At 37.6% G+C, this 20378-nt stretch carries 23 protein-coding genes and 1 pseudogene; 10 read left to right on the top strand and 14 right to left on the bottom strand.

All coding sequences use genetic code 11. From position 1 onward, the window contains the following. Both CEF22_RS18765 and CEF22_RS17685 read right to left on the bottom strand, forming a co-directional pair. Window positions 1–273, bottom strand: a pseudogene (locus tag CEF22_RS18765) (hypothetical protein); the annotation flags it as partial. 171 nt (window positions 274–444) lie between these two features. Further along, window positions 445–999 carry a helix-turn-helix domain-containing protein gene (locus CEF22_RS17685; protein WP_094836657.1) on the bottom strand — a complete coding sequence of 185 codons (555 nt, stop codon included), beginning with the start codon at window positions 997–999 and terminating at the stop codon, window positions 445–447. Between the two features lie 115 nt (window positions 1000–1114). Between CEF22_RS17685 and CEF22_RS17690 the strand changes: the two genes are divergently transcribed. Beyond that, a complete protein-coding gene (locus CEF22_RS17690; RefSeq protein WP_100404097.1) occupies window positions 1115–1699 on the top strand; it encodes a LysE family transporter in 585 nt (194 codons plus the stop codon). Between the two features lie 66 nt (window positions 1700–1765). On the opposite strand, the gene CEF22_RS17695 is transcribed toward CEF22_RS17690, so the two are convergent. The 5 genes from CEF22_RS17695 to CEF22_RS17715 all read right to left on the bottom strand — a co-directional run bounded on the left by CEF22_RS17695 (window position 1766) and on the right by CEF22_RS17715 (window position 6657). Then, window positions 1766–2230 carry an NUDIX domain-containing protein gene (locus CEF22_RS17695; protein WP_100404098.1) on the bottom strand — a complete coding sequence of 155 codons (465 nt, stop codon included), beginning with the start codon at window positions 2228–2230 and terminating at the stop codon, window positions 1766–1768. A gap of 245 nt (window positions 2231–2475) precedes the next feature. Further along, complete coding sequence (locus tag CEF22_RS17700; protein WP_100404099.1) at window positions 2476–3600, bottom strand: S-layer homology domain-containing protein; 1125 nt, start codon at window positions 3598–3600, stop codon at window positions 2476–2478. A 237-nt stretch (window positions 3601–3837) separates the two neighbouring features. After that, the gene (locus tag CEF22_RS17705) at window positions 3838–4821 is read right to left on the bottom strand and encodes an acrylyl-CoA reductase family protein (RefSeq protein WP_198508120.1); all 984 of its coding nucleotides are present in this window, start codon (window positions 4819–4821) and stop codon (window positions 3838–3840) included. An 88-nt stretch (window positions 4822–4909) separates the two neighbouring features. Continuing rightward, window positions 4910–5344, bottom strand: coding sequence for a MarR family winged helix-turn-helix transcriptional regulator (locus CEF22_RS17710; protein ID WP_100404100.1), 435 nt, complete (start codon window positions 5342–5344; stop codon window positions 4910–4912). A 146-nt stretch (window positions 5345–5490) separates the two neighbouring features. Beyond that, window positions 5491–6657: an acyl-CoA dehydrogenase family protein gene (locus CEF22_RS17715; RefSeq protein ID WP_100404101.1), complete on the bottom strand. Its 1167-nt coding sequence runs from the start codon at window positions 6655–6657 to the stop codon at window positions 5491–5493. Between the two features lie 177 nt (window positions 6658–6834). On the opposite strand from CEF22_RS17715, the gene CEF22_RS17720 reads away from it, so the two are divergent. Genes CEF22_RS17720 through CEF22_RS17735 form a run of 4 tightly spaced genes read left to right on the top strand, consistent with a single transcriptional unit; the run spans window position 6835 to window position 9952 of the window. Continuing rightward, window positions 6835–7590 carry an amino acid ABC transporter ATP-binding protein gene (locus CEF22_RS17720; protein ID WP_100404102.1) on the top strand — a complete coding sequence of 252 codons (756 nt, stop codon included), beginning with the start codon at window positions 6835–6837 and terminating at the stop codon, window positions 7588–7590. 10 nt (window positions 7591–7600) lie between these two features. Continuing rightward, complete coding sequence (locus tag CEF22_RS17725) at window positions 7601–8473, top strand: transporter substrate-binding domain-containing protein (protein WP_100404103.1); 873 nt, start codon at window positions 7601–7603, stop codon at window positions 8471–8473. 41 nt (window positions 8474–8514) lie between these two features. Continuing rightward, complete coding sequence (locus CEF22_RS17730; RefSeq protein WP_100404104.1) at window positions 8515–9216, top strand: amino acid ABC transporter permease; 702 nt, start codon at window positions 8515–8517, stop codon at window positions 9214–9216. 13 nt (window positions 9217–9229) lie between these two features. Continuing rightward, complete coding sequence (locus CEF22_RS17735) at window positions 9230–9952, top strand: amino acid ABC transporter permease (protein ID WP_100404105.1); 723 nt, start codon at window positions 9230–9232, stop codon at window positions 9950–9952. A 137-nt stretch (window positions 9953–10089) separates the two neighbouring features. Here CEF22_RS17735 and CEF22_RS17740 read toward each other — a convergent pair whose 3' ends face one another. From CEF22_RS17740 to CEF22_RS17755, 4 genes are all read right to left on the bottom strand, one after another. Next, window positions 10090–10650: a hypothetical protein gene (locus tag CEF22_RS17740; protein WP_100404106.1), complete on the bottom strand. Its 561-nt coding sequence runs from the start codon at window positions 10648–10650 to the stop codon at window positions 10090–10092. Window positions 10651–10737: 87 nt separating this feature from the next. Then, on the bottom strand, window positions 10738–11247 hold the full coding sequence (locus tag CEF22_RS17745; RefSeq protein ID WP_095478812.1) for a hypothetical protein: 510 nt from the start codon (window positions 11245–11247) through the stop codon (window positions 10738–10740). A gap of 250 nt (window positions 11248–11497) precedes the next feature. Then, window positions 11498–12856, bottom strand: a complete 1359-nt coding sequence (locus CEF22_RS17750) for a PepSY-associated TM helix domain-containing protein (protein ID WP_100404107.1) — start codon at window positions 12854–12856, stop codon at window positions 11498–11500. Window positions 12857–13048: 192 nt separating this feature from the next. Next, window positions 13049–13612, bottom strand: coding sequence for a cupin domain-containing protein (locus CEF22_RS17755; protein WP_100404108.1), 564 nt, complete (start codon window positions 13610–13612; stop codon window positions 13049–13051). Window positions 13613–13848: 236 nt separating this feature from the next. Here CEF22_RS17755 and CEF22_RS17760 point away from each other — a divergent pair, with 236 nt between their 5' ends. The 4 genes from CEF22_RS17760 (at window position 13849) to CEF22_RS17775 (ending at window position 17734) form a co-directional block, all read left to right on the top strand. Further along, window positions 13849–14433: a TetR/AcrR family transcriptional regulator gene (locus CEF22_RS17760; RefSeq protein WP_100404109.1), complete on the top strand. Its 585-nt coding sequence runs from the start codon at window positions 13849–13851 to the stop codon at window positions 14431–14433. A gap of 63 nt (window positions 14434–14496) precedes the next feature. Beyond that, entirely contained in the window at window positions 14497–15477 is a 981-nt protein-coding gene (locus tag CEF22_RS17765; RefSeq protein ID WP_100404110.1) for an ABC transporter ATP-binding protein, read from the top strand. 13 nt (window positions 15478–15490) lie between these two features. Then, window positions 15491–16618, top strand: coding sequence for an ABC transporter permease (locus tag CEF22_RS17770; RefSeq protein ID WP_100404111.1), 1128 nt, complete (start codon window positions 15491–15493; stop codon window positions 16616–16618). A 12-nt stretch (window positions 16619–16630) separates the two neighbouring features. After that, window positions 16631–17734, top strand: coding sequence for an ABC transporter permease (locus tag CEF22_RS17775; RefSeq protein ID WP_100404112.1), 1104 nt, complete (start codon window positions 16631–16633; stop codon window positions 17732–17734). A gap of 115 nt (window positions 17735–17849) precedes the next feature. Here CEF22_RS17775 and CEF22_RS17780 read toward each other — a convergent pair whose 3' ends face one another. After that, window positions 17850–18293, bottom strand: a complete 444-nt coding sequence (locus CEF22_RS17780; RefSeq protein WP_100404113.1) for a VOC family protein — start codon at window positions 18291–18293, stop codon at window positions 17850–17852. An 88-nt stretch (window positions 18294–18381) separates the two neighbouring features. On the opposite strand from CEF22_RS17780, the gene CEF22_RS17785 reads away from it, so the two are divergent. Further along, window positions 18382–19308 carry a helix-turn-helix transcriptional regulator gene (locus CEF22_RS17785; RefSeq protein WP_100404114.1) on the top strand — a complete coding sequence of 309 codons (927 nt, stop codon included), beginning with the start codon at window positions 18382–18384 and terminating at the stop codon, window positions 19306–19308. Between the two features lie 150 nt (window positions 19309–19458). Here CEF22_RS17785 and CEF22_RS18885 read toward each other — a convergent pair whose 3' ends face one another. Next, a complete protein-coding gene (locus tag CEF22_RS18885; RefSeq protein WP_094836187.1) occupies window positions 19459–19668 on the bottom strand; it encodes a hypothetical protein in 210 nt (69 codons plus the stop codon). A gap of 79 nt (window positions 19669–19747) precedes the next feature. Then, the gene (locus CEF22_RS17795; RefSeq protein ID WP_100404115.1) at window positions 19748–20317 is read right to left on the bottom strand and encodes a DUF4256 domain-containing protein; all 570 of its coding nucleotides are present in this window, start codon (window positions 20315–20317) and stop codon (window positions 19748–19750) included. Between the last annotated feature and the right edge of the window lie 61 nt (window positions 20318–20378).

Here is a 20378-nt window from a genome sequence, read left to right on the forward strand (position 1 = left end):
CATTTTCGGATGGTACGAGCTTCGACCGCCACCTGAATAATAGGCAAATAATTGCTCATCGGGGATCGCCTCGATCATTTCATCAATCACCCGTGCGATATGATGTTCAGGAATCCAAGTTTCAATGTCTAGGATTGCTTGGCTTTGAGAGGGATCATACGGTTTAAATGTGGGAGAAAACGTTCGCTTAGAAACGGAAGTTTCTTCTTTTACCTCTAGAGGAAGGCTCATTTGCGTGCTATAATGGGCAGTAGTAATCTTTGGATTGCTCATAAAAAATCGCTCCTTTTTGAGATGTTGTGTGGTAACTTCATTTTACTATAAAGGGCGATTTTTTTGTGCGATTTTTTCCATAAATGAAGAAGGGCTGTCACAGAAAGTCAGTTTTCACTGACTTTCTGGACAGCCCCAGCCCCTTCTATCATAATTTTCAAAATCACACTGTTAAAGCGGATAATAGATCGTCATACTTAATCGAGCTAATGTCTCTCCAGAATTATAGTATGCGTGAGGTCGATCCGCCTTAAATCTGATGGAATCACCGCTTTTCAGTTTATATTTGCAGTCATTCACATCAATCGTTACTTCTCCATCAAAAACTGTGATAAATTCCTCGGTTCCTTCTCTATGAGAATCAGAGTTTACTATTCCTTCTTTTTCAATCTCAATCGAGTAAATCTCAAAGCGTCTATCTTCTTGGAAGGGAAAGTAGGGATATACTCGATATCTTCCATTGTCCTCGGATAATACTTGAATTTCATTTTTTAAAATGACGGTCGTATCTGGTTGCGGGTTATTGATTAAAGACGTAAAAGAAACCTTTAACCCATTAGCTATTTTCCAAATGGTTGTAAGAGTTGGACTAGATTCTCCTCTTTCAATTTGCCCGATCATCGTTTTGCTGACCCCGCTTAATTGAGAGACCTTTTCCAAACTTAATTTCTCTTTCTCTCGAATCGCTTTTAAATTTTTTGCTAGAATCAGATGAATTTCCTCCATCCAATCACCTCTCCATTGTTTACAATATAACGACCATGTTATACAATAAAAAGAACAAACGTTATATCGTTCATTTCGGACATTATAACACACGAACCATAAAGGGGGTCAAAAAATGCCTTTCTCTTCATTTTTGTTGTTTGTTTTTATTACTAGCTTTACCCCAGGTCCTAATAACATCATGGCCATGGCATTGGCGAATAAACATGGATTGAAAAAAACACTTCCCTTTTCTTTAGGAGTAAGTATCGGATTTTTTGTGATCACATTATTATGCAGCGTTTTTAACGTTTTACTTACAAGTGTCATGCCCATCATTGAACTGCCCTTAACCATCTTCGGTGTAGCTTATATGTTATATTTAGCTTTCAAAATTCTTACTAGTAAAGGTATAGATAATAGCCGTGATGAAGGCAACAAAAACTTTTTCTTCATAGGTATCTTGTTACAGTTCGTTAACCCAAAAGGCATTCTTTTTGGGATTACAGTTGTCGCAACCTTCATTCTTCCTTATTACACCTCTTATTTCAATTATCTGCTCTTCTCATTATTTTTAGGAATAGTCGGTTTCATGAGTACATTTAGCTGGAGTCTATTCGGTTCGATGTTTCAAAAGTTCTTATTACAATACAGAAAGCCGTTTAATCTAATAATGGCCGTTTTATTGGTCTATAGTGCTGTATCCATTTTGGTCAAATAGACAGCAAGACAAGAAAAAAGATGACTCCGTTTGGTCGATTGAGTCACCTTTTTGTTGAACAAGAACTTAATTCACATCCCCTAAATAAACCGGAGACTTTTCATTATTAATATACTTAATAATATGTTTTCTTATCTCTTTCGGATAAATTCTGTATTGAAGCAAATCATGAATAGGTACCCATTCGATTCCTACTTGATGGCTATCTGGATTAGTGGGCTTATTATCATCACCGACATCACCTACTAAGTGACAAACAAAATAATATTCCACTTGATGCGCATGAAAATCGAATGAAGCATGCTCGTGATTTTTTCCTATGTACTCGCGAATATGAAGCAGTTCTCCGATGTCTACTTCTTTCCCCACTTCTTCTATACACTCTCTTACTAATGCTTGATGAATCGTTTCCCCGTGTTCTTGTCCACCGCCCGGAAACAGATAAAAATACCCGTCATCATCTTGATTTTTTGTTAATAAAACCTTATCTCCTTCAATAATAATCGCTTTTGCTGAGTTTCTAATATTCATTCATATCCCTCCTAACAAACCTCCTGCATTTTACCATAAAGTGAAACTTCAATCAGTGGGGGGCTTCATCCCCACTGATTGTTAGTTGAACCAATCGGGCGTTTACGGGCTGTTGATCCCCCCGCCTGCGCTTCTTCTGCCATGTTGAGTTAGGGGTCTTACAGCCCGTTAATGCGGGATAAAAAATAGGGCGATCCCCAAAACGGTTTTCATCCGCTCTTGAGATCGCCCTATATAACCATCGATTAGGATGGGTTCGCCGTTGCAGCAGCTTCTGTCATCCACTCTTCTCCAAGTTCTTCATCCAAGATAATATTATAAATCTTCCACTTGCCATCTGCACCTTTTTTCAAATATGCATTTCCTGAAGCATCCATGTTCACTGTGAAGGACATGTCTGGCGATGTAAATGAAACTTTATAATTTAAGTTATCAATTCTCACTTCCGCCACCCGTTTTCTAACAGTCACGATATCCAGAGAGTGAGTGCCAATTGGTTCGATGGAAATGGTTTCTTCCGCTCCTTCAACATCGCCCAACAATCCCATACTTTCCAATGAGTAAGACAAGTAGTAACCCGTTGCTGTCTCACGATAAAGCGCTTCAAGTGCCGATAAATTTTGTTCCTTCGTCAATTCGTATCCTTCATTGATGTTACGATCGACAACCTCTGTGATAACAGCTGTAGCCGCTGTATCACCGCTTTCCTTATGCAATGCTCGGTCCATGATCGCAATCGCCTGACCACGCGTAGCCTGACTATGCGGCTTAAATGTATCACCATATCCTTGAACAATTCCATTAACCGCTAACTTCCCAACTGCTTCATAAGCAAAGCTAGTGGATGGAACATCTTTGAATCTCTTGGCTGTTGCTGGGAATGTGATTGTATGACTAAACGCACGGTAAATCATAGCCGCCATTTGATCACGTGTAATATTTGCACCGGGATGAAAATTCCCATCAGAGTATCCTGAAATAATCCCTTGACTGCTCGCAATACGAACGTAGTCATAATACCATTTCGATGCTTTCACATCCGAAAACTCTTTTGTCTTTGCACCCGCCTTAAGAGACAAGGCATTCACTAAAATTTTCGTAAACTGCGCTCGCGTAATTTTTTCATCTGGGCGAACGTCTACATATGAGTACTCATAGATCTCACCATCTTCTTCATATGAATCCGATTGCAAATATCCATCAATGATATCCGTATATACAAAGCGTTCAATAGCTCCATAAAAGCGGTGCTCCGGACTGATATCCCCAATATCATAATGGTCAGTCGACTTTACAGCAGCCGAAGCCGGTGTAGCAGAAAGCAAACCGCCTAATAACAATAAAGACATGAAAATTCGAAGTGCTTTCAAACTGTGTTCCTCTCTTCCAGTAGATTAATATAAATTGAACTTCAGTATAGCTTGTTAATAAACTATAAAACAGGTTGTTTATACCTATTTCCAACGATGAAGTGTTAGTAAATATATTAAAATCTACCTCTAATCGGAAAATGTTTTTTTAAACACAACTGCTATACAAACGAACAAGAAAAAACAGAACACGCCTATCTAATGACGGGCGTGTTCTGTTTTCGATACTGTTTCACTTTATAGCTTAACAATCGTTCTTCCGCGAATTTTTCCTTCTAAAATATTAGCCAATACGCTCTGAAGCTCTTGCAATGATACTTCATTGACGATTTCATCAAATAGCGTTGGTTTCAAATCATCCGCAAGGCGATTCCACACTTGTAATCGTTTATCCATTGGGCATTCAACAGAATCAATACCGATCCAATTGACACCTCTTAAAATGTGGGGCATTACGGTTGTAGAAACTTCTAACCCACCAGTAAAGCCACTTGTAGCAACAGATCCTCCATATTTCAAGGAACTCAATATATACTGAAGCGTTTCCCCACCTACAGGATCGATAGCGCCTGCCCATTTTTCTTCACGCATTGGGGTAGGCTCTGTATCCATTACTTCGTGACGATCGATAATTTGTTTCGCTCCTAATTGTTTTAAGTAAGCTGTTTCCTTGGCTTTTCCTGTGCTAGCCACAACCTCATAACCTCTATTTGCTAACATATTAACAGCGATACTTCCCACGCCGCCTGTAGCACCAGCTACTAACACAGGTCCTTGATTAGGCTCTAATCCATTATCTTCAAGGCGTTGAACAGATAATGCCGCAGTAAATCCGGCTGTACCAAGAATCATAGCCTCCTTTAATGATAAGCCTTTCGGAAGAGGGACAACCCAATCGGCAGGCACACGAGCCACTTCACTAAATCCTCCAAAACGCCCCGTACCTAACTCATAGCTAGTCACAATGACCTCATCACCTGTTTTAAAACGATCATCTGTTGAATCCATAATCGTTCCAGCTAAATCTATTCCAGGTACTAAAGGATAAGATTTTACAAGACTGTTTTCAAATGCCACAAAACCGTCCTTAAAATTCACGCTCGAATAAGCCACTCGAATCGTTACTTCCCCTTCTGGAAGATCAGCCATTGTCAATTCCTTCACTTCTAATTCCGTTTGATCATTTACTTTATCTAATACTAGCGCTTGGAAAGTATTCATTTTCTTCATCATATCCTTTCATTCACATAAAAATCATAGCAACTTATTTTATTTGTATATACAAATGATAAGTGAAAAAAAAGAGTGTTTATTCCTCTTTTTTTAAGATTTCACTCGATTCATAAAGTGCTTTTGCTAGATCATGACTTCTTTCTTCTCCCAAAATAGATGTATACTTCTTGTTAAATTCATAAAAGTACTTGTCAATTTCTTCACAAAGACCCACACCATTTTCTGTTAAATGTATGTGCGTCTCTTTCCCTTTGGCACGTCGATGCACTAAACTTTCCTTTTCTAATTTATTGATAAATCTTGTACTTGTCGAGGGAGCAATTGACAATTTTTCACATAATTCTTTTTGAGTAATCCCTGGATACTGATTCACAATAACAAGTATATACATATACGTCGGAGACAGCCCCGTCTTTGCAAACACTTCCTCGGCTATTTTTGTCATAGAACGAGCAAAACGATTCGCTGTGAAATATAAACACATAGATAAAATAGATTCATCCATTTTCATATAGTTCCACCTCTCATTTGCACATACAAATTAACATGTAAATGATGCCGTGTCAAGAAAAGAGTCATATGTTAAACCTAAAAAAGAGTTCACCATCTACTATGTATAGGTAATGAACTCTTTTTTATTAAAAATGTACATTCTTTCTATCGTTTCACACTAGCTATCGCTGTTTGAGCTAATTTGCTAATGGTCATGTCATCCATCGGAGGATTGTGTAAGCCCGCTCGCACATCACGATAATAACGGCTCAGCGGATTGCTGTTTTGCAAGCTTTTTGCTCCTACAATACGCATCGCTAAATCTACAATTTCAATAGCATGATTCACAACGATATACTTGGCAGCTCCTAATTCATTTGTAATCGACGCATGTGTTGCAGGATTCTCAAATTGACTAGCCGCACTGTATAAAAAATGACGGGCATTCATTAACTTTAGTTCGATTTGGCCTAATTTTTCTTGGACGTGAGGAAGTTCTGCAACAGGACCTGGCAGACTATTCGGTGAATAGGTACTAGCAAAATGCAGGGCATAATCGCGAGCCGCCTGGGCGATTCCTAAATATACAGCCGGAATATGGAGAGCCCAGCCATTAATTTTATTACTACGAGGTCCGTCATTCACTTCCACTAAAACATCTTCCGGAACGATAATCTGATCTAAAACAAGGTCATGACTAGCTGTTCCACGCATCGCCATCACATCCCAAGTTTCTTCAATGGACACCCCTTCTGTTTCTTTAGGAATTAAAAAGAAGCCAACTGCTTGCTTTTCTTCAATCCACGCAGAAGTTAAATAATGTGTAAGGGCATATGAAAGTGTCATAAAGCTTTTTCTACCGGAAATATGCCATTTTCCATCGATGAATTCCGCATTGGTTCCCGGGCGCCCACCACGTGTAGGACTACCTGTAATGACCTCACTGACAGCACGGTTAACAAGCGCACCGTTATGCACGATTTCGTCCGCAAACTGTTGTAGTTGATTTTCAGACCACGCTTGTTTTTCATAAATTTCACCAACAACTCCAAGCTGCCAACCAATTGCTAGAGCGGTTGGTCCATCAAAGCTAGCAAGTGTTTCTTGAAACAACAACATGTCATAAATCCCAAAACCTTTTCCACCATATTCTTTAGGTACTGTCAGCTGATTGTAGCCAATCGACAATAAATCTTGAAAACTATTAAAAGGGAAACTATTTTCTTTATCTGCTTGAATACCTCTTTCGATAATGTGTTTTTTCAATCTATGTAATTGATCAATGATTTGTTGCTGATCCGTAGTTCGTACGAAGTCTTGAACGGAATTCATAGGTCATATCCTCCATTTCACAGTTAACTTATAAGGTTTTATTTATTTAATGATACATAAGACTACTTAAAAAATCCAGATATGAAAAAAAATAAAACATACTTTACAGGTAAGAATTGTTGTGATAGATTACCGATATATTCAAAAGATTAAAAAAACTGGACAGTAGGTGAGACCATGATCAAGTTAACAGGCATACATAAACGATTTAAAGACAATGAAGTACTAAAAGGAATCGACCTAGAAGTGAAAAAAGGCGATGTCATGACTATTATAGGTCCTTCAGGTTCTGGAAAAACGACCTTACTTCGCTGTATTAATTACTTAGAAAATCCTGATCAAGGAATGATACAAATTGGCAAAGATTTAACGATCAATGCCGAGAAGCCTTCCAAAAAACAAATTTTACATTTGCGCCGTAAAACAGCGATGGTTTTTCAAAACTATAATCTATTCCAAAATAAAACGGTGATCGAAAATATTACAGAAGGCTTGATCGTTGCTCAAAAGAAATCGAAAGAGGAGGCCAATAAAATGGCCAAATCATTGTTAGAAAAAGTAGGGCTTATTGAAAAGATGAATGATTATCCATCGAGCCTCTCAGGAGGACAGCAACAACGTGTAGGTATTGCTAGAGCTTTAGCATTAAATCCAGAAGTCATTTTATTCGATGAACCAACTTCAGCACTAGACCCGGAAATGGTGGGCGAAGTGCTGCAATTGATGAAAACTATTGCCCGTGAAGGCATTACGATGATTGTTGTTACACATGAAATAGAGTTCGCACGTGAGGTTGCCAATCATGTTGTCTTTATGGATGGTGGACATATTATCGAAGAAGGCACACCCGAAGAAGTCATTGTGCACCCTTCAAAGGAGCGAACGAAACAGTTTTTACGAAGATTAATTAGAGAACCAGAATATATCATTTAAAGGAGCGATCATGATGAAATTAAAGAAAATTGGTGCATTCATATTAGGAATAAGCTTAGTGGGCGGCGCGCTTACTGCATGCAGCTCATCGGAGGAAAGTGAAAAGACAAAGGACGGGAAAGAAATCATTAAAGTCGCCTTAAGTGATGAGGTAAATCCGCCATTTTTGTATACAGATGATAAAAATAATCCGATTGGCTATGATATCGATTATTTAGAGGCAGTAGAGAAAAAATTAGACGATAAATATCAATTTGATTATCAGTTTGGTGAAGAAGAAGGAAACTTAATTGGTGTGAGTACTAAGAAATTTGATTTTGCGATCAATTGGTTTTTTAAAAATCCAGAGCGCGAAGCAAAATTTTTATATGGAAACCCTGAATATGGGTACTCGATGACCGCACTGATTACACGAAATGATACAAATGATATTAAAAGTTTTAAAGATTTAAAAGGGAAAAAGCTCGCACCGATGGCTCCAAGCGGCGGCTTACGTACCATTCTAAATAGCTATAATGAACAAAATCCAAATGATGCGGTGGAAATTGAAACGATAGAACACCCATCGAACGCAGATAACTTAAAGGGATTAGCCAATGGCAAATACGATGCCGTCTTTTTAAATGTTTCTACATTTGATGCGATTCAAAAGGAATTGAATTTAGATCTTAAAGTTGGTGGAGTCGTTTCAAAAGAACCTGTGTTCATTGTATACAACAAGCAAAATGAAGAGCTTCAACAAGCGATTAATACAGCAACAGAAGAGCTTCAAAAAGATGGGACACTATCCGAATTAGCTGAAAAATGGTTCGAAGTCGATTTCTTTGAGGATTTAGATTATATCAATCAAGAACAATATAAATTTGACAATGAAAATAAATAGAGAGCGATCAAAGCTCTCTATTTTTAGGAAGGTGAAATGCGATGGATACTTCCATTCATCAGTGGAGCGACCTTTTTCAACAGGTGTTAGCTAGACTCCCTATTACCATTTGGATGCTCGTTGCATCGCTTATTTTAGGATTAGCTTTCGGGACACTAATGGCTATCATACGAATTCGTAAAGTGCCGATCTTACATCAGCTAGTAACGATTTTCATTTCATTTACACGATGCACCCCATTGCTTGTCCAACTATTTTTAATGTATTTTGGATTGCCGCAATTACTCATGGCTTTCGGTATTTATATTAATGATTTAGCCCCTTTAATATTTGCGATTGCGACATTCTCACTGCATATTTCAGCGTATTTATCAGAAACGATTCGTTCAGCTTATATTGCGGTAGGCGATGATCAATTAGAAGCTTGTTATAGCGTTGGGATGACCTATTCCCAAGCGCTACGCAGAGTGATCTTGCCGCAAGCATTCGTGATCTCGTTGCCAAACATGGGAAATACAATTATCGAATTGTTAAAAGATACGGCCCTCGCCTTCACTATCGGTGTCGTTGACATTATGGGGCAGGTTCGTCTGATCATTGGAAATAATTATGGTTTAGGCATGTTTCAAGTATATGTTGTGATTTCGATCGTTTATTGGGGAACGTGTGCATTCATAGAAATAAGTATTTATCAATTAGAACAACGATTGATAAAAGGACGCACGACCGTAGCGAGATCTTAGGAGGAAGATGTTAATGGAAGTATTCGATATACAGTTTGCGATTGAGCATTTTCCTGAAGTATTAAAAGGTGTACCGATTACCTTGCTTATAGCTCTTGTATCTATTATCATCGGCTCCCTTGCTGGACTAGGATTAGCGCTTCTTCGTGTCTATAAAATTCCCGTACTCAATCAGATAACAGCCATTTATATTTCTTTTATACGAGGAACCCCCTTACTTGTGCAATTATATGTATTCTTTTATGGAATGCCCGAACTAATGAACTGGATCAATCAAACATGGGCTACCACTTGGAATGCAGATGACATTTCACCGTTATGGTATGCATTTATCGTCTATTCGATGAATGCCTCTGCTTATACAGCCGAAATTTTCCGCGCCTCCTTAAACTCAGTTGCGAGGGGTCAAATGGAAGCTTGCTATAGTGTAGGAATGACAACGTGGCAAGGATTATGTCGAGTTGTCTTTCCTCAAATGATTGTGATGGCATTACCAAACATGGGAAATATCTTTATTAACCTGATTAAATCCACCTCACTGGCATTTGCCGTTAAAGTAGTAGAAATTATCGCGATCTCTAAAATTATCGCTAACCAAGGATATAATTTCTTAGAAATGTACTTAGTCGCCTCGATTATTTATTGGGTGATCTGCTTATTACTTGAAATAGCATTCCATTACTCAGAGAAATATGTGAGCACATATAAACGAAAAACAACTGCTGCTGTACAATAAAAGAAAGACGAGGGCTGTCCGCTTAGAGACATGCCCTTCTTATCTATAACTAAACGTTTCATATTGATCTGGTGCAAACCTCAATGCCAGAATACATCTAAAACGGATTACCTAAATTCACTCCTAAGCAAAATTGCTCAACGGTTCTTTTCCTTGATCCACTCTTTGTATTCTGGCTCGGTATATTCGTCTGTTTTTACAACGATCCACTCATTATTTTTACGCTTTAGGGTGATTTCTATTAAAAGCTCCCCTCCTGACTCCTCGAAATCATCTCTCAAATAACCAATGCCGCCATGAACAAGAACAATGACCTCATCATTATTTATTGTCTTTACATTCATTCGATCACGACTTTCAATACTGTAGTTGGCATCAATCAATTGAAAATTTTCATTTAACGATGCAACCTCATCTTTCTCTACATTAATGCCTTTTTTAAAATCAGAATTACTCTTTAAATCTGGATAATGACTCCACAGAAGATGGATATCATTGTTGACTACTGCTTGTGTTCGATAATACATATACTTCGTCACAGCCTTATTATATTTCACCCAATCAGATGATTCTGGCTTAATAAAACCTGCTGCATTCTCTGTGTTCTTCTCATTTTCTATTTTAGTCGCGTTTTGTTGACACCCCAATAATGATAATATGAGCACAACTAGTAAACTTGGAAAAAGGTAGTTCTTCATACTTCATCCCCTTAGTTAATATGAATATATTTACCAATTAACATTACAGGAGAATCCAATTACCTTCAATTCTCTTGCACAGCTAGTCTAAAAAAACCATTGCGTTGGCAGTAAAAATGTCCACGGTATAGTAATAATGGCAATCGTTAATGCCACCTTTCTCCTTGCCTTTTTATCTGTAATAATATTTTTAAATGTATATTTATAATTAAAAAAGAAAATGCAAATAGTTGATATTAACATCGCGATAGAAATAATAAATACAGCTAGAGGATGGCTAAACGGGTCATAGGAAATCGCCGAAGTTAGTTCATAAGATAATCCAAAATTCTCCCCTTCTAGCCCGCATATCATCATTAAAATAACCGCCCCAATGATATCTGCTAAAAATCCAAACAACCAAACTTTCATTATACTTTTTTGATAAAATGCTTTTAGATTAGGTTGACTTTTGGATAATTTGAACAGATAAAAACAAATGATAATGACGAGGGAATCAATTAAGAAATTCCCCAATAATGTAATGAATACGACAGGCGGAAAAAATATTAAAAGCCATATAGGAAAGATAAGATTATATACTTTAACATCTTTCATATTAATTACCCCTTCCAATTAAAGATTTTCCGAATACTAGTTATCTATTTCTCCATAATGAAATTCTGTTCTACTCAACCTCCCCCACTATTTTTATGAATCCTACCTCTGTTACGGCTTCTCTAATCAACCATATATAACCAAAACACTTTAGTGTAATTTTACACTAAAGTGGATAATTTGCAATAAATATTAAAAAAAACACTCCTCTAGACAAATTTATCTAAAGGGGTGTTGCCGTACAGCTTTGCTATTCATTTATTACTTTTCGTTTGTTGATGAGAGAAATAATTTTTTCAATTAGTGCAACAACGACTAATGAAATCCCGAACAGTGGCATAATGATTCCCAATACAATCATTATAGCTATAAAGCCGATCGACACACTGTTTGAAACTTTAGGCGGCGCCGAAAACTCGCCTGATTTTTTACGAGATAACCACGTTTTAAATCCCCAAAAAATAACAAATAGAAAAGCAAGACATACAGCTAAATTAATAAGTTTGTTTGGCCATCCGAATAAATGCCCTTCATGCAATGGGATCCCCCATGTAAACCATTTCGCTAAGATTCCATAATCATCGTAGCTAACTTTTGAAATGAGCTCGCCGCTATATTGATCAAAATACGTAGTCATTTCATCATATGGGCTGACATCTAAACCTGTGACACCTGTATTGCTACTTTTCGCCACCGTATATACGCCATCTTCACTCATTGGATACACGATAGAATATGGCTTGGAAATCTGCTCTTCATCAACCTGTTGCATCAGTTTTTCTACACTTATCATATGGCTGTTAGTCGGCATCTCATGCATATGGGCCATGCCCCCATGATGAGCGTGAGCATCGCTTGATGAAGGTGCTTCATTTTTCCGAGTAGCCCAAGGAATTTCACTCATATCCGAAGTAGGCGGCTGTTGTTGTAGCATAGGAATTCCAATCGAAGGGTGATCCTGAGCGGCAGAATAAATGAAATTACCCATAAATGCGGACCAGGGTAAACCGGTAAAGATAATCACAATCATCGGAATGGTAATAATCACTCCAATTAATGCGTGCCATCTTTTATTTTTTTGTCTTTGCGTTGGATTTTGCTTTTTCTTCAACGCCTTCCCTTTAAATGTCATGTAAACACCCGAGAATAGTAGGAATATAGCCCAACAAGAGGCTAATTCTACTAAATAATTGACGAATGTCCCACCTACAAATAAAGTACTATGAACGCTACGCATAACATTTGAGAACGTATATTTAGCATTTTGATCACCAACAATTTGATAGTTGTCATCTAAAAATACGTATTTCTGATCACCATTTCCATCCGTCATTGTTAAACGCGTATTATACGGATCATCTAATACAATCACTTTCGATACAGAATATCCTTGATACTGATCTTCAGCATTAGAAATCCCTTGGTCGATTGTTAATTGTTCTGTTTTATCACTTTTATCAAAGAAAAGATGATCGTACATATTATTTTCAACATTAGTATAGAACAAATACCCAATACCGCTAAGTGTTAATGTAATTAATAGCGGCGCAATAAACAATGCAGCATAAAAATGCCATCGCCAAAAACGATTATAATTGTTTTTTTTCACTTTTATCTTATCCCCCTATACTGTATTTCAAGATAGCTGTACTATTTTATAGGATAAAAGTGAAATTTGAATGAAGTATGAGAAAAAATATATTCATATTTGAGTTTTTTTGGAAAAAAATATTTAATCATTTTATTTTCGTGCTAATTAAAGGTGGTCGCTTTTCAAAATACTAGAAATGAATGATACTTTTTAATATTCTGCAGCCATTGCGTCTGCTTTCGTTTTATGAACCGTCCCAAACGGATGTTCAGGCGGTGCATAGATTGTATAAAGTTTAAGCGGCTTATTTCCCGTATTGATGACATTATGCCATGTTCCAGCAGGCACCATGATGGCATAATCATCATAAACTCGTTCTTCAAAAGATAAATGATCCTTCGTATCCCCCATTCGAACGATTCCTTGCCCCTCTTCAATGCGTAAAAATTGGTCCACTGTAGGATGCACTTCTAAACCGATGTCTTCTCCAACATTGATACTCATCACAGTCACTTGCAAATGATTTCCCGTCCATAAAGCTGTACGAAATGTACGATTTTGCTTAGTCGCCTCGTCAATATTCACAACAAATGGCTTTGTACCGTAATCTTTCAATACAATATTGCCTCCATTGTTTAAAAAGTGTAGAGAATCCAATCGGTTGACAGGCTGTACCTCATGAGGAATCGTCCAATAAACAGACTGCCTTCCATAGTGATCTACAGTTAAGTGGACATAATACGGATGTGGATACATATAAGGAATATAGTACATGATTCACATTCCTTTCATAGATATATAACATCATCCTATGCACCATGTTTAGGGGATGTACTTAAATGTAGGGAAATTGATTTAAAGAAGTCGATATTGCCTCAAATGTTTCCACTTGGATCATATACCTATAATTAACATTCCTCTTAATTTTATATTGACAAAAACAACCTAGCGTTTTATTCTTAAACGGAAGTTAGCAAACACTAACACCCATTATTAAAGGAGCTATTTAGATGAGTTCTAGCCCTACTAAAGATAAAATTTTAGAAGCTTCCCTACACTTATTTTCGACTAAAGGGTATAAAGGGACAACGACTAAGCTGATAGCGAAAGAAGCTGGCACAAGTGAGATGGCTGTTTTTCGTAACTTTGGAACGAAAAAGAACATCTTAAAAGAAATCGTTGAGTCAAAGAAACCTCAAACGCTTGAAAGAGTGCAGACATTTATTCAAAACAAGGAAACATGGGATTTAAAAGAAGATTTAACGGTCATCGCCAATATGCATATGGACTTTTTAAGAAACAACTTCTCGTTTATTTTAATCGTTATGTTTCACGAATTAGATGATGAAATTACTGAGATGTTGACGGATTTACCGTTTGGCCTAAAGAAAGAACTGAAAAATTACTTACAACGTATGCATGCTATGGGTAAATTAAAAGAGATAGACATTGACATTGCAGCCAGCCAGTTTTTAGCGATGAATATCGGATATCTCTTGTTAAAAAATCGATTTAAGGATACTTTTCTATCCATTGATGATGACAGCTATGTCAAACAATCTGTTGCAACATTTGCCGAAGGAATGATTCCGTAGGCAATTTTCTTTTACCTATAACGTTAGTTAGTACTAACTAACGAACTTCAAAGGAGATGATTTATGATGCATCGTTTAACTAATCAAACTGAATTAGCCGTCTCATTACAAAACATTGAAATGACGTTTCAATCAAAAGGAAAAGAACCTTTTAAAGTACTTCAAAACCTTTCATTTCAAATTTCGAAAGGTCAGGTGTTTTGTTTACTAGGGCCAAATGGTTCTGGTAAAACGACAACGATTAATCTCATCAATGGACTACTGCGTCCTACTAAGGGCCAGGTTAGCGTGTTAGGTTTGAGCCCTTCTCAAAGCCGAAGAAAAGTTCTTAGTCAAATTGCTCTCGTGCCACAAGAAACAGCATTATATACCGACTTAACAGCATATGAGAATCTATCATTCCATGGGCGCTATTACGGTGTGTCCAAACAAACCCTTCCGAACAAAATAGAAGAAATGCTTCACCTTGTGCAATTAAAAGGACGAGAACATGATAAAGTCCACACGTTTTCAGGTGGTATGCAGCGGCGTCTCGCTCTTGCTCGTGCATTGCTAACAGAGCCTGAACTACTGCTATTGGATGAACCTACCCTCGGTGTAGACGTTCAGTCACGTAATGCGATATGGGAGCAAATCCGCAGTTTAACTGCATCAGGAAAATCCGTTTTGCTAACAACTAATTACATGGAGGAAGCAGAAGCACTTGGTGATCAAATTCTTATTATGGATCATGGTGTACCTCTTATTTCTGGAACCCTTCAAGAGTTAAAACAACAACTCAACCAAAAAACATTAACATTTCGCTTTGATAATAAAGAAATCGCAGAAAAAATCGCTCGGCAAGTTGGTTCAAACTATAAAGTTGACATCAATGAAAATGAACTAAAGATCCACTTATCTGATGTCAAACAGGCGATGAACATCGTGAAGTCCATTTCTACTCAAGAAGGAAATACACATGATCTAGTTAACGGATTTGAACTGAAAGAGCCTAACCTTCAAGACGTTTTCTTGCACTTTACGGGAAGAGCACTTCGAGATTAAAGGAGGATGAACCATGTTATCTGCATTATTATCTCTTACTAAAAAGGATGCCCTGCAAAGCTTTCGAAATCCATTATTTTTCATCATCAGTATTTTGGTGCCTCTTATTTTTGTCTCGTTGTATGCATTTATGGTTCATGTTTCGACGACAAATCCAATTGTGGTGGCAAACCATTCGGAAGGAAAATATAGTGATCGACTTCTTGAAATCATGGAAACGATGGGTGTCGCTGATGGCAAATATTACGATATAAAAACCGTTGAACCAGAGAAAGCTTACCATTTATATAAGACCAATCAAGCGGTTGCCTTACTCGATATTCCAGCTAACTTTGATGAGAACTTAGCTAATGGCAAACACGGGACGCTCGATTTACAAGTTATGAATATTAATTCTGATGATGTGAAAAACTTTCAAATTAGACTGGATCATGCGATTTATCTCTATCAACAGAAATATCACCCTAATGAGTCTATTCATATGATTGAATATCAAGCTTTTGAAGAAGACATTCCAATCAAACATTACCTTGCTGCTGCTTTATTAATGTTTACTGTTCTTTATTCTGGCATGGTGAACACTGGCGTACTTCTAACGAAAGAATGGGAGGAACGAACGGCAAAGCCGCTCGTGTTATCTCCACTGGGCTACGCACCTCTTATAGCAAGTAAATGGATAACAGCGTTCATTCAAACGATTGTTAGTACCGGGATTACCTTATGGGTATTAAACTTACTTCTTGGATTCCCAATATCTCAGTTGAATGGACTTGTCTGGTTGAATTTATTACTACTGTTCATCTATAGTGCCGCAATAGGTACGTTATTGGGAGTCTCGTTTCAACAATCCCTCCCGCTCATACCTATATCGGTCATCATTGCTGTTGGTCACTTCTTTGTGAATGGATATGAGTCTTATATAAGAGGCTTTGCTCATAATAACGCCGTCGAATGGTTATGGAAGGCAGTTGGCTGGTTCCCAATTTCCTCCCTCACAGATTATATTCGATTCACTGCTGAGAGCATTAATTCTCCATATCCATGGATATCATTTGCAGCAATGTGTATCATCATTTTTTTCTTACTGCTATTCGCAGCCTATCAATTACATCGAAATCTATCCTTTACTCAAGGGCAATAGGAGGGAAAAGAAATGCTACGTGCGATACTTAGTGTCATTCAAAGAAATAGCAAACTATTAGTTCGAAAAAAAGGGTTGATGATACAGCCAACCGTCGTACCAATCGTAATGCTACTCCTATCTGCCATTATTTTTGGAGGCGGGGGTGACGCATGGCCGATTGGACTCGTCAACCATTCCGATAGCGAAGAAGCGGCTTCCTTAGTAGAAAGCATTAAAGAGAGTCACTCCAACATCTCTCCATATTTTCAGCTTATTTCTACTGATGAAGCTGAAGCTAGTCAGCTAGTCGATCAGGGAAGAATCCAGCTTTTGATTGATATACCGGAAAATTATGCACAAACGAAGACCATTAATATTGAGACGTTTAACATTAATAGCGATGCGATGAAAAATGCACGTCTACGACTAGAGCACGCCATTAATAACAGGTTAGCTGAAACGAAATCTTTAGAAATCGATTACACGTTACAAACAGAAAAAGAACAGGATGTGTGGAGATCTGCTTATCTTGGAGGAAGCTGTGTGTTGCTAGCATTATTTTTCGGGTCCATCATGCTTGGAGCTAACTTATACGCATTTGAATATGAAAACCGCACTCGAAAAGAAATACTCTTAACCCCTTTAGGACCTGTTTTAGCCGGAATAGGAAATATGCTAACCGCGATTCTATTCGCCTTTGTGACAACGATACCAACTTTACTCGTTGCCATGCTTTTTTTCCGCCTTTCATTTAGTGGATGGAATGCAATGAAGGTATTACTAGGAATGCTTCCGATCATGCTAGCTTGTGCGGGGATTGGCATTCTGCTAGGAAGATTGTTTAAAAAGTATCGTATCATCCAGCCAATTCTTGTCATTGTTGCGATTGGAACGGTAGTCATTGGCGGCGGATTTGTTGGCGTCCCTCTCCTACCTGAATTTGCCCAAACATTTACGGATTTCTGGGTTTTCTCTAGAATCTTCACATGGTTTAACCCGCTGCTCCACGGTTTTGTCGATTACTTATCATGGAGTCAATGGATAGGGATTATTACAGCCGTAATCTTAGGGGTATGTCTGATGATTTGGAGCTACACATCAGAGACAAAGCACTATATGAGCGGCGGTCAATAGAACGGTAAAGAAAAGCCTAAACTCTCTTATATAAATAGAGGATTTAGGCTTTTCTATTGTCAGTGTAGAGGGGCGGGTTTTTTCTTAATCATTCTAATTCTCCATGTGTACAAGATTAAAAATCATGTACCGTTACACAAAGCTGTATAACGATTCCAAACGGATCTCGTATAATCGCATAACCGGGACTAAATGAATTTTCTTCAAATGGTACTAGAACAGTAACCTGCTCGTGTTGAACAAGAGATTCATAGAGCTTACTAATTACATGCTTATCTTTAGATTGAATACATAATGAAGAGCTATTACCTAATTGCCAAGGTTGTGAAGTGTCCATTTCTTCCTCCGCAATCATTAGTTTGTTAGCGCCGATTTCCAAAACAGAGTGGGTAATATATTCATCTTGGCCCTCTTCATAATGAAAATTAGGACTCATTTCCTTCATTTCTTTGTAATTTTTCTTAAAGAGAACGTTAGCACCTAAATATTTTTGATAAAATGCAATGGCTGCCGCAGCGTTTCCATTCAAAGATAAAAACGGGATAACTTCAAAGTTCATTTTGTTGCCTCCTTCATCCGTATTGATTACACTTTCAAGTATAGTCAACAAAGGTGACAAATTAAGGCACCATTAAGAGAGGTTTTTTATGAAAAAATCAGAACGTATCCATCAAATGTTACGCTTCATCAACCAGAAACAACATTTTACACTTCAAGATTTAATGCATGAGTTCCAAATCTCAAAAAGAACGGCCTTAAGAGACATCGCTTCATTAGAAGAAATAGGTGCACCGATTTATGCAGAGTATGGCCGAAATGGAGGTTATCACTTACTTAATCCCATGCAGCTTCCTCCTATTTCTTTTAATAGCCAAGAAATTTATGCGCTTTACTTTGCCATGCAAGCCCTTCGAAGTTTTTCAAATTTACCGTTTCAAGTATCTTTTCATTCCATTCATGAAAAATTTATCAACGAATTATCGGAAAATCAAAGACAAGATATAGAGAGAATGCAAAATCGAGTATCCTTTCGACATACAGAACAAATCAAAAATAGTGCACATTTAGAAATTTTACTAACGGCTGCTGTGAAAAATAGCGTATTAAAAATAGATTATCAACAGAGCACTCGTACCATTCAACCAATCGCTATTTACTCGATGAAAGGTTATTGGTATTGTCAAGCTTACGATATGAATAAAGAGGCTTACCGTGTTTTCCGTTGTGATCGTATAACATCAGCTGAAACAACGAATATCCAGCCCTTAGTGGATTTAAATGAAATTAATATCCAAAATGCTCATTCACTTTGGCAACCATCTGAACAAGCAGTTCCCTTTAAATGTCTAATTAATCAAGCTGGCGTAGAGCAATTTCAACAGGAACATTACCCTTCAATGAAGTTAATCTATGAGACAGAAAATACATATATTGTCGGTTCGTATGAGCCAACCGAAGTTAATTTCATCATTAACTATCTTGCTCGCTTTGGAAAATCGCTAAAAATAATGGAACCTATCATTTTGAAAGAAAAATTAAGACAATATTATCGAGATTTAATGGATACTATTTAAATGAAACTTCAAAGAAGAACAAAGACTCATGTCGCAACACCTTTGTAACTTGCACCGTGCACTCTCACCTACGTCTTACGCTTCTTCTATCATGTTAATGCGGGATAAAAAATAGCGCCGACTTCTTTTTAATAGAAATCGGCACTTCGTTTAGCGTGACGCTTTTGGTGGTTGGCATACGTCACATTTACGTTGGTTATTTTTTTTGAATTTCGTAAATGTTTTTTCAAAATTGCTGCCACATGCACATTTAAATAATAACTTTTGAGAAAAACCGTGATATTCCGTCGTTAGTAACTTACTTTCCGAATTGTTCTCAACAAATTCTTTAATCTTTCCGATCGTCCATCTTTTATTCATTCTCTTACACCATTATTCCCCTCTATATTTTATCGCTGAATGAAAAATTCGTCCTAGAATTCAGCTTCCTGTGTACCGTTTAGACCCTTAGCGAGCCGCGAAAACCTCTAGCGGCATAGTAGGAGTCTGCTCCATTATGATACACGAAAACATGCCCGAAGCGATAATCGCAAAAAATGGCACCGCCGAGTTCTCTAATATCAGAAGGTGTTTGCACCCAACTCGACGTTTTCTTATCAAAACCTTCAAGCGCCTGCAACGCTCGATATTGTTCTTCCGTTAATAGTTCAATACCCATAGCAGCTGCCATATCCATCGCGTTATTCTCTGGTTTATGCTTCTTTCTTGACTCCAGCGCTTCACGATCATAACAAACACTTCTTCGACCTTTAGGACTTTCCGCTGAACAATCATAAAAAATGTATTCGTCCTTCTTTTCATCATAATCAACAACGTCCGGTTCTCCAGCGGTCATTTCCATCTCATTAAGCGACCACAGCTTTTCAGTATTAACCTCTAGCTTTTTTTGGATTTTAGCCCATTCCAGCCCTTGATGGCGATGCATATTTTTCTCAAACCGGGCTTGCAATGTTTTGAGTAATTCCTCACATTGTTCTAGTGACAATTCTTTTTTATTACTCTTCGTCATATTATCCCCTCCTTGTTGCCGTGCAATTTGATATCACCCGACTACTTTGTTCCTGCTTTTT

It is taken from the genome of Bacillus sp. FJAT-42315, from assembly GCF_002797375.1.
GTDB lineage: Bacteria > Bacillota > Bacilli > Bacillales > Domibacillaceae > Bacillus_CE.

Excerpts from the sequence above, each read along its gene's own strand:
- CEF22_RS17685 (WP_094836657.1), bottom strand. The coding sequence starts at position 999 with ATGGAGGAAATTCATCTGATTCTAGCAAAAAATTTAAAAGCGATTCGA.
- CEF22_RS17690 (WP_100404097.1), top strand. The coding sequence starts at position 1,115 with ATGCCTTTCTCTTCATTTTTGTTGTTTGTTTTTATTACTAGCTTTACC.
- CEF22_RS17695 (WP_100404098.1), bottom strand. The coding sequence starts at position 2,230 with ATGAATATTAGAAACTCAGCAAAAGCGATTATTATTGAAGGAGATAAG.
- CEF22_RS17705 (WP_198508120.1), bottom strand. The coding sequence starts at position 4,821 with ATGAATACTTTCCAAGCGCTAGTATTAGATAAAGTAAATGATCAAACG.
- CEF22_RS17710 (WP_100404100.1), bottom strand. The coding sequence starts at position 5,344 with ATGAAAATGGATGAATCTATTTTATCTATGTGTTTATATTTCACAGCG.
- CEF22_RS17715 (WP_100404101.1), bottom strand. The coding sequence starts at position 6,657 with ATGAATTCCGTTCAAGACTTCGTACGAACTACGGATCAGCAACAAATC.
- CEF22_RS17720 (WP_100404102.1), top strand. The coding sequence starts at position 6,835 with ATGATCAAGTTAACAGGCATACATAAACGATTTAAAGACAATGAAGTA.
- CEF22_RS17725 (WP_100404103.1), top strand. The coding sequence starts at position 7,601 with ATGATGAAATTAAAGAAAATTGGTGCATTCATATTAGGAATAAGCTTA.
- CEF22_RS17730 (WP_100404104.1), top strand. The coding sequence starts at position 8,515 with ATGGATACTTCCATTCATCAGTGGAGCGACCTTTTTCAACAGGTGTTA.
- CEF22_RS17735 (WP_100404105.1), top strand. The coding sequence starts at position 9,230 with ATGGAAGTATTCGATATACAGTTTGCGATTGAGCATTTTCCTGAAGTA.
- CEF22_RS17740 (WP_100404106.1), bottom strand. The coding sequence starts at position 10,650 with ATGAAGAACTACCTTTTTCCAAGTTTACTAGTTGTGCTCATATTATCA.
- CEF22_RS17745 (WP_095478812.1), bottom strand. The coding sequence starts at position 11,247 with ATGAAAGATGTTAAAGTATATAATCTTATCTTTCCTATATGGCTTTTA.
- CEF22_RS17755 (WP_100404108.1), bottom strand. The coding sequence starts at position 13,612 with ATGTACTATATTCCTTATATGTATCCACATCCGTATTATGTCCACTTA.
- CEF22_RS17760 (WP_100404109.1), top strand. The coding sequence starts at position 13,849 with ATGAGTTCTAGCCCTACTAAAGATAAAATTTTAGAAGCTTCCCTACAC.
- CEF22_RS17765 (WP_100404110.1), top strand. The coding sequence starts at position 14,497 with ATGATGCATCGTTTAACTAATCAAACTGAATTAGCCGTCTCATTACAA.
- CEF22_RS17770 (WP_100404111.1), top strand. The coding sequence starts at position 15,491 with ATGTTATCTGCATTATTATCTCTTACTAAAAAGGATGCCCTGCAAAGC.
- CEF22_RS17775 (WP_100404112.1), top strand. The coding sequence starts at position 16,631 with ATGCTACGTGCGATACTTAGTGTCATTCAAAGAAATAGCAAACTATTA.
- CEF22_RS17780 (WP_100404113.1), bottom strand. The coding sequence starts at position 18,293 with ATGAACTTTGAAGTTATCCCGTTTTTATCTTTGAATGGAAACGCTGCG.
- CEF22_RS17785 (WP_100404114.1), top strand. The coding sequence starts at position 18,382 with ATGAAAAAATCAGAACGTATCCATCAAATGTTACGCTTCATCAACCAG.
- CEF22_RS18885 (WP_094836187.1), bottom strand. The coding sequence starts at position 19,668 with ATGAATAAAAGATGGACGATCGGAAAGATTAAAGAATTTGTTGAGAAC.
- CEF22_RS17795 (WP_100404115.1), bottom strand. The coding sequence starts at position 20,317 with ATGACGAAGAGTAATAAAAAAGAATTGTCACTAGAACAATGTGAGGAA.